10 protein-coding genes are annotated in these 6815 nt (G+C 69.2%); all 10 read right to left on the bottom strand.

The features are described 5' to 3' along the window. Positions 1 to 1026 (bottom strand): hypothetical protein (locus HCC78_RS31095; protein WP_216671392.1); only part of this gene is annotated, 1026 nt, incomplete at its 3' end. Further along, positions 1011 to 1424: a hypothetical protein gene (locus HCC78_RS31090; RefSeq protein WP_172332605.1), complete on the bottom strand. Its 414-nt coding sequence runs from the start codon at positions 1422 to 1424 to the stop codon at positions 1011 to 1013. The genes HCC78_RS31095 and HCC78_RS31090, both read right to left, overlap by 16 nt. Continuing rightward, entirely contained in the window at positions 1414 to 1935 is a 522-nt protein-coding gene (locus HCC78_RS31085; RefSeq protein WP_172332604.1) for a hypothetical protein, read from the bottom strand. Before HCC78_RS31085 ends, HCC78_RS31090 begins: the two co-directional genes overlap by 11 nt. After that, positions 1932 to 2540 carry a hypothetical protein gene (locus HCC78_RS31080; protein ID WP_172332603.1) on the bottom strand — a complete coding sequence of 203 codons (609 nt, stop codon included), beginning with the start codon at positions 2538 to 2540 and terminating at the stop codon, positions 1932 to 1934. The genes HCC78_RS31085 and HCC78_RS31080 overlap by 4 nt, the downstream gene beginning before the upstream one ends. Further along, positions 2540 to 5161: a tape measure protein gene (locus tag HCC78_RS31075; RefSeq protein ID WP_172332602.1), complete on the bottom strand. Its 2622-nt coding sequence runs from the start codon at positions 5159 to 5161 to the stop codon at positions 2540 to 2542. Before HCC78_RS31075 ends, HCC78_RS31080 begins: the two co-directional genes overlap by 1 nt. Beyond that, positions 5161 to 5349, bottom strand: a complete 189-nt coding sequence (locus HCC78_RS31070) for a phage tail assembly chaperone (RefSeq protein ID WP_172332601.1) — start codon at positions 5347 to 5349, stop codon at positions 5161 to 5163. The genes HCC78_RS31075 and HCC78_RS31070 overlap by 1 nt, the downstream gene beginning before the upstream one ends. Beyond that, a complete protein-coding gene (locus tag HCC78_RS31065) occupies positions 5304 to 5666 on the bottom strand; it encodes a GTA-gp10 family protein (RefSeq protein WP_172332600.1) in 363 nt (120 codons plus the stop codon). Before HCC78_RS31065 ends, HCC78_RS31070 begins: the two co-directional genes overlap by 46 nt. Continuing rightward, positions 5663 to 6076, bottom strand: coding sequence for a hypothetical protein (locus tag HCC78_RS31060; protein WP_172332599.1), 414 nt, complete (start codon positions 6074 to 6076; stop codon positions 5663 to 5665). The genes HCC78_RS31065 and HCC78_RS31060 overlap by 4 nt, the downstream gene beginning before the upstream one ends. A gap of 4 nt (positions 6077 to 6080) precedes the next feature. Next, positions 6081 to 6503 (bottom strand): hypothetical protein, encoded by a 423-nt coding sequence (locus HCC78_RS31055; protein WP_172332598.1) that lies wholly within the window; start codon positions 6501 to 6503, stop codon positions 6081 to 6083. Continuing rightward, positions 6500 to 6815 (bottom strand): hypothetical protein (locus HCC78_RS31050; protein ID WP_216671389.1); only part of this gene is annotated, 316 nt, incomplete at its 5' end. The genes HCC78_RS31050 and HCC78_RS31055, both read right to left, overlap by 4 nt.

Genomic DNA, 6815 nt, shown 5'->3' with positions numbered 1-6815 from the left:
CGTGATGGCGAAGGCCGGGGCCTCGTAGGCGGCGCCGCCGACCGAGAGCAGGCCCTTGTCATGCGCCCACCAGCCGCCCCAGCTGGTGGCCAGCCGGTCGAGGTTGTCCGTCGGCGCAATGCCGGTATCCAGCACCCCGTTGTACTCGTAGCGGTTCTGCGCGCCGCCGGCGGCCGTGCTGACCTGCTCGTCGGCGATGTTGGCCAGCGCGGTGAGGGCAGCCATGTCGAGGTCGGATTCCGCCCAGCCGATGCCGCCGAACTTCTCCGCCGTCAGGGCATAGTCGCGCATGATCAGCGCCGGGTTGGCCGACCATGCAGTCGTATCGGTGCGCCAGTCGTAGAGCCTTTTCCCCCTGACCTGGCTGCGCAGCGTCGGCGTGCCCTGGCGGAAGTGCTTGCCGTAGAAATATTCGAAATAGACATAGGCGATGCCGCGCCCGCGCGCCGCCGAGGTCCACTCCGCCACCTGGTCGACATACTGCCCAACGGCCGTTTGCGAGGACGTGCCGAGCTTGACGATGATGCCGATCTCGTCCTGGTACTTGGTGTCCAGCAGGCCGCGCTTCTTGGTCGCCAGCGTTCCCTCGGCCTCGTCGGCCTCCCACTGCTCAAGCGTCCAGACCAGCGTCTCGCCGAGCCAGATCTTCTCCACCGCGTCGATCTCGTGGCAGGCCAGCACGATGCAGCTGTGATACTGGCCGTTGTTCGACCCGCGCCCGCTGGAAGTCGAGCGCGCTATGATAGGCCCGCCGATGATCCGCCGGCCGTAGACCATCAGTCCTTCGGTCACCGCCTGCAGGCTGTTCAGCGTGATCTCGTCGGCCGTCTTGGCCGCGCGGATGCCCTTGGGCGTCTTGGTGGCGTAGGCGGAGATCCCGGCGATGGCGCCCTGCACCGCCGCGGTGGCCAGAACGGTGCCCCAGGTCAGCGTGGCGCCGAGCGCGATGGCCGCGGCGCCGCCGGTGACCGCGATCGCGGCGACCACCGCGGCGGCCTTGATGGCCTTGACTACCTTGCCGCCCATGCCAGCCAGTCCTGCGAGATGTTGATGTGCGAGAGCCCGCGGGCCGGGTGCATGAAGACCGCCCGGCGGCCCGCCACGATGCCGAGGCAGCCGGTCGTCCCGGCAGCGTCGGCCATGATCCAGTCGCCGCGCTGCGCCAGCGCGATCGGGATCCGGTCCCAGACCGCATCAACCGCCCCCGCGAAGGTCACGGCGCCGAGGTGCTGCATCACCGCCACCGCCCCGGCCTCGTCGGAATAGTCGGGCAGCCCTTCAAGCGCGGCGGGCCTGAGACCCATTGCGCGGGCCGTGGAGCGCGCAAGCTGGAAACAGTCAGCGGTGCCCCACGAAAAAGGCCGCCCTTCCCAGGCGGCCAGCTCATCGGCCAGAAGACGCGGCCAGAAGCGGTCACGTGCCAATCTTCAACTCCTGCGTCTGGAGGCTCTGCACCATGTCGAAGAATGCATCGTTGGCGTAGCGGGTGCGCTGGTCCTGCGGCAGATACCTGAACGGCCGCACGCGCTGCAGGTCGAGCGCCCGCGGCTCAAGGCTCATGGTGATGACCGGATTCGACGGGTCGTTGTTGTTGCTGATGTTGTCGGCGATCCCGTCGAAGAAGACCTCGCTTCCCGCGACGTTCCATTCCGCATCGGCCCAGATCAGGCTGATCAGCACCCGGCGGCGCTGGAACGGCTCATTCTCCGCGATGCTGATGGTCTCCGGGTCCATCCCGGCCAGCGAGACGGTCAGGCCAGCCAGCCGGTTGCCGGTGGTGCTGGCGCTGCCGCTGATCTCCAGCAGCTCGCCGCTGCCCACATAGGTCACGCCGCCATAGGTCAGGTCGCCGTGGCCGGTCCACAGATCCAGCGGCGCGCCGTCGAAGAATCCGCGGAAGAGATAGCCGATGCGGCTGCCGCTCAGTATGCTCATTCCAGCGCCTCGATCATCTCGATGGAGACGGTGCGGCCGGAGCGCCAGTCATGCGCGATGGAGAGCGGGTCGCCCATCAGGCGCCACGTCCCGTTCGGGGTCGAGACGTTCAGCACGGCGCCGTCGGCCTCGGCCGCGCGCAGGCCGGGAAAGATCCCGATCTGCTGCAGCCCGGCCAGGTCGGTCGGTTCTGCGGCAGTCACGCGGTACAGCCGCGCCTGCGTGGTGAAATAGTCGCCCACCTCCATGGCCGGGATCTGGCCGCCTGGCAGGACATGCTGCAGGGTCAGCGTCTGCGCCCAGATGGCCGCCCCGCCGCTGATGGTCGGCGCGCCGTTCAGGTAGCCATAGGGCCCGTCGTGGTCGAAGTTGTAGAGCCGGAAGGGCGTCAGCGGGCCGCGCAGGCCGATCAGCCAGCCCTCGACCCGCGCCTGGCGCAGCTTGTCGTGGTAAGGCGCCAGCGTGGCCGTCGCCGACCAGATGTCGCCGCCGAAGTCATAGACCGCCTGCGCGTTCGAATAGGGGCTGCGGGCCATGCCGACGGTGTGTTCCGCGCGGATCGTGAAATCCGTGAACTGCAGGTCATCGGGTGCGAAATCCGCCATCAGAGCGCCCCCTCGCGCTTGAGCCGCGCCACCAGGGCGTCAGCTTGGGCCCGGCCGATGGCCGCCATGCGGCGCTCCAGCGCGGCAAGGTCGGCGTCGCTGGTTCCCGCCGGCGCCTCGATCTGGTTCGTGATCTGGACGGAGATGCCGCCCGAAGCCTGACCCGATGACGGGTTGCCCGGCAGGCCCGGCATGCGCAGCGTCACCGGGATGGTCCGGCCATCCGGCAGGGGCACATAGGCCTCGGGCATGGACCCCTCGCCGAACAGGGACAGCTGCGGCGTGCGCGCGATGCCGCCGGCCGCATAGCGGTTCAGCCGAACCGGGCCGCGGCCGGTCATGATGTTTCCGTTGGCGCTGGCGACCGTCGGCACAGCCGTCGGCGTCGCGGTCGCGCCGGTGAAGAGCGTACCGAAGAACCCACCCCATCCCGACCCTGAAAACAGCGCCTTGAACGCATCGACGCCGTTCATCTGCAGCAGCTGCACCAGCACCTGCTTGATGCCGTCCTCAAGGTTCCTGGCCTGCAGGGCCGCCTGCGCGAAGGTGTTGGCCAGCTGGGCCCCGGCGGCCTCGCTGGTGTCGCCGAGCTTCTTGGTCGCGTCGTCCAGCTTCTTGACGCCCTTCGACGCCTTGTCGCCGCCGTCGGCCACCGTGTTCAGCGCGGTGCCCACTCCCTCGGTCGGCGCCTTGATCGCCTCCAGCGTTCCAACCGCGGCGCGCTGCAGATCCTCGTTCATGATCGCGACTTGCGCCTGCATGCGCTCGACTTCGGCTGCGGCCGAGGCGACGGCCCGCTCTTCGGCCGTCAGGGTCGGATCCCCTGCCGCCAGCCGGGTGTTGATGTCGCGCACCTCGGCCTGCACAGCTTCATCGACGCGGGCGGTTTGTGCCGCGGCCCGCGCATCGTAGTCTCCACGGCCATCGCGTCCGCGAACGCCAAGGGCAAGGCCCGCTTTCTGGGCCACCTGCGATCTGATGGCTCCGGTAGCGGTGGTCAGCGCGTCCTGCGCGTCGAGCGCTGCCACCCGCGCGGCATTGAGTTGGGCCGTCCGCAGCCGTTCCAGCCCCTCGATGCGGGCGTTGATGGCGTTGATCTCGGTCTGCGCCGTGGCGACTGCCACATCGGCCTCGGCGGCCACGGCCGCCTTGTAGCGCGCAGACGCGGCCGACATGTCGTTCTTTGCCGCGGCGATGTCTTGGTCGGCCTGGCGCACCTGCGCCATCGCGGATTCGAACTCCGAGGCTGCCGCCTTGGCCGCATCGAGACTGGAGGCCATCCTCTCGGCCTGCGTCGGGATCTGCCCGATGGCCACGGCCAGAGCGCCCGCCAGGGTGATCGCCACGCCGACCGGCCCGCCGAAGAATGCCATCACGCCGTTGAAGGCCCGCATGGCGCCGGTGGAGACGCGGGTCGCCAGGGAGAGGCGGGCCTGAGCCGCGGTCAGGGCGCCTGATGCCGCTGTGCCCCTGACTTGCGCCGCAGTCAGATTGTCCACCGCCTTGGCCTGCGACCGCTGCGCGCGCTCCACCGTCGAGGTGGCCCGCCCGGCTTCCTGCATGGCGCGGGTGTGCATCGCGGCCTTGACGACCCGTTCTTCGGCGATGGCGATCTCGCGCTGCGCCGCTGCCACCTCGGCCTGCGCCGCCGAAACGGCATCGCGCCTGGCCGCGGCTGCATCGCGGAATGCCGAGGTGACGGCGCCGATGCCCCGGCCGCCAGCCAGGCTGACCGCGGCACCGGCCACGATGTTCAGGGAGGCCGCCAGCGTCTGCGCGCCTTCACCGGCCCCGGCCATGTATTCGCCCAGCCATTGCATCGCCCCGTTCACCGCCTCGGTGGCGCCGAGCGACTGGTCGAGCTGGCCGACATAGGCGGTCAGGCCGGTGCGCAGCACGGTCATGGCTTCCTGCCCCGAGACCGCCATCTTCGAAAAGCTGTCATCGGCCTGCGCCGCCATGCCATCCAGAGCCTGCAGCACGATGTCCGAGGTCAGCATCTGGTCCTCGGCGACCTTGCGCAGCTCGGCCCGGGTCACCCCGGCCGCCTTGGCCAGCGCGTCAAGGAATTCCACCGGCGCTGCCTCGCGGATCGAGGCGAACTCGTCGCCCGACAGGACGCCGGACTGCAGCGCCTGGCCCAGCTGCAGGCCCACGCTGCTGACCTCGGCCGAGGACGCGCCTCCCGTGGCCATCATCTTCTGCAGCGTCTCCACCCGGCGCATGGTGGTTTCGAAATCGTCGCCGGTGGCCTTGGCCATGCGTGCGACGGCCGCCGTGGTGCTGCCGATCTCGCTGCGGGTGCGCATAGCCAGGTCGACCATCGCCTGCTGCGCGTCTCCGCCGGTCTGGCCGATTGACGCCAGAGACCGCTCCACCCCGCGCCAGCCCTCGGCCAGATTGCGGAACTCGACCAGCGCCGCGGCTGAGGCGAGCCCCGCCAGCGCCGTGGTCACCATGCCGATCGCGCGCTGGGAGCGGTCCCAGCGCGCGTCGATGCGGTCCAGCCGCTGATTGACCATGCGTTCCTGCGCGGTCAGCGTGCTGGCGTAGCGTCTGGCCCCGCGGTCGAACGACCGGGTGTCGGCCGTGTATTCCGTGAGGATGCGTTCCGTCACCATCAGGCGCGGGCTCCCATCATCTTGATCTTGTCCAGATAGGCGTCATGCGCCGCCCAGAATTCCCGGGGCGTGGCGCGGGCGAACTCGCTGGGCGGCCAGCCGAGATGGACGGCTGCGAAGGCGCCGGCCGCCTCCAGCCAGCTCAGGCCGGGATCGGCCGCACCATCGGCGCGGCCTCGTCGTCCCACTTTTTTTTTGCATCCTCCGGCGACCACAGGCAGCCGAGAATGAAGCGCACCACGCTTTCGCGCAGCGCGGGCGAGGTCACCCGGTCCTCGAAGACCGCCCGGCCGACGGCATCGACGGAGTCGAATTCCTCGCCCGCCGCCTGGCACCCCTGAAAGATGATCTCGGCCATCTCAAGGATGCGCAGGCGGCCGACCAGCGCGCATTCGTAGGCCTCGGCGAAGGTCAGGTTGAGCCTCCGCTCGATCTCCTTCATGGCGCCATAGGTCGGCCGCATCCGGTACTGCTGGCCGCCCAGGGTCACGGGGATGTCGCTCACGCGGTCACCGTTCCGGTCACCGGATCGTCGGCGAAGTTGACCGACAGCGCCTGCGACAGCACGCCATCGACGCCGGACTGCTCTTCGCCCAGAACGATCTGCGCGGTGCCGGAGTATTTCTGGCCGCCGATGTTCTTGTCGCGCACCTCCACCGCGATGATCTCGCCGGACGCCGACAGCTCCTGCAGCCGCGTGTGGACGGCCAGCATCGGGCGCTCGAACTCGATGTTCGTGGTGAAGGTGGCGCCCGCATCGGTCGCATAGGGATGCGAGCCATTCTTGGTGCGGCTGGTGCCCGCGGTCTTGCCGGGGTTATAGGTGCCGTCCCCCTGGAAAGGCACTTCCACCAGCGTGCCGGAGCCGTTGTCGATGTACAGGAGCCGTTCCTTGCCCTTCACTGCATTGCCCATCAGATCATTCTCCTATGATGGTCTCGAATTTCAGGATCTCGTGCTGCGCATGGGCCTCGTCGGCCCCGGCGCTGTAGCCCTCGAAAACCTCGAGCGCGGTGGCGCTGCCGTGCGGCTCCCAATCGTCCAGCGCGGCGAAGACCAGCGCATGCAGCCGCGCCGCCTGCGACCGGCCGTCCATCTGCCGCTCGAAGACATGGACAGTGAAGCGGTGCCGCCAGCGCTTGCGCCGTGCATCGGACACCTGCCGGTACTGGAATTCATCGACGCGGACGTGATGCCGGGGTTGGTTCCCCTGGATGTGCGGGATGTGGTCGCTCACCGGGACGGCACTGCCCGCAGGGCTGACCCCGGCCGTGGCAAGGGCAGCGGCCAGCCGCTGGATCACCAGGCCCTGCAGTTCAAGGCCGCGCTCTGGAGGCGTCATTCAAGCCCCCGCTCTGCCTGGCCGCCGGTGCGGGCCAGAGACCCGGGCGCAGCCGCGCTGAGCGCGTTGCGCAGTGCCTGCCGCATCTCGAAACTGTGGTCGCTGGCATTGGCATCCACGGCGCGCTCGTGGAACGGGCGGGCGTCCTGGCGCAGCGTCCCGTCATGGACGAACCGGGCGTAGTAGGCTGCCGAGCGTGCCTTCGCCGAGATGTAGCCCACGAACCCGGACACCTTGGCTTTGCGCAGGCTCTTGCGATACCAGCTGCGCAGCTTGCCGGTGCGGCGCGTGGTCATGCTGCCGATATTGGCG

The organism is Mangrovicoccus sp. HB161399, from assembly GCF_013184745.1.
In the GTDB taxonomy this organism is placed as follows: Bacteria; Pseudomonadota; Alphaproteobacteria; order Rhodobacterales; family Rhodobacteraceae; genus Mangrovicoccus.
The sequence above is the reverse complement of the archived record's forward strand: the minus strand, read 5'-3'. Positions and strand labels throughout refer to the sequence as shown.

Bases quoted from the DNA above. Each gene is read 5' to 3' on its own strand.
- HCC78_RS31055 (WP_172332598.1), bottom strand. From the start codon at position 6,503: ATGACGCCTCCAGAGCGCGGCCTTGAACTGCAGGGCCTGGTGATCCAG.
- HCC78_RS31075 (WP_172332602.1), bottom strand. From the start codon at position 5,161: ATGGTGACGGAACGCATCCTCACGGAATACACGGCCGACACCCGGTCG.
- HCC78_RS31060 (WP_172332599.1), bottom strand. From the start codon at position 6,076: ATGGGCAATGCAGTGAAGGGCAAGGAACGGCTCCTGTACATCGACAAC.
- HCC78_RS31085 (WP_172332604.1), bottom strand. From the start codon at position 1,935: ATGAGCATACTGAGCGGCAGCCGCATCGGCTATCTCTTCCGCGGATTC.
- HCC78_RS31080 (WP_172332603.1), bottom strand. From the start codon at position 2,540: ATGGCGGATTTCGCACCCGATGACCTGCAGTTCACGGATTTCACGATC.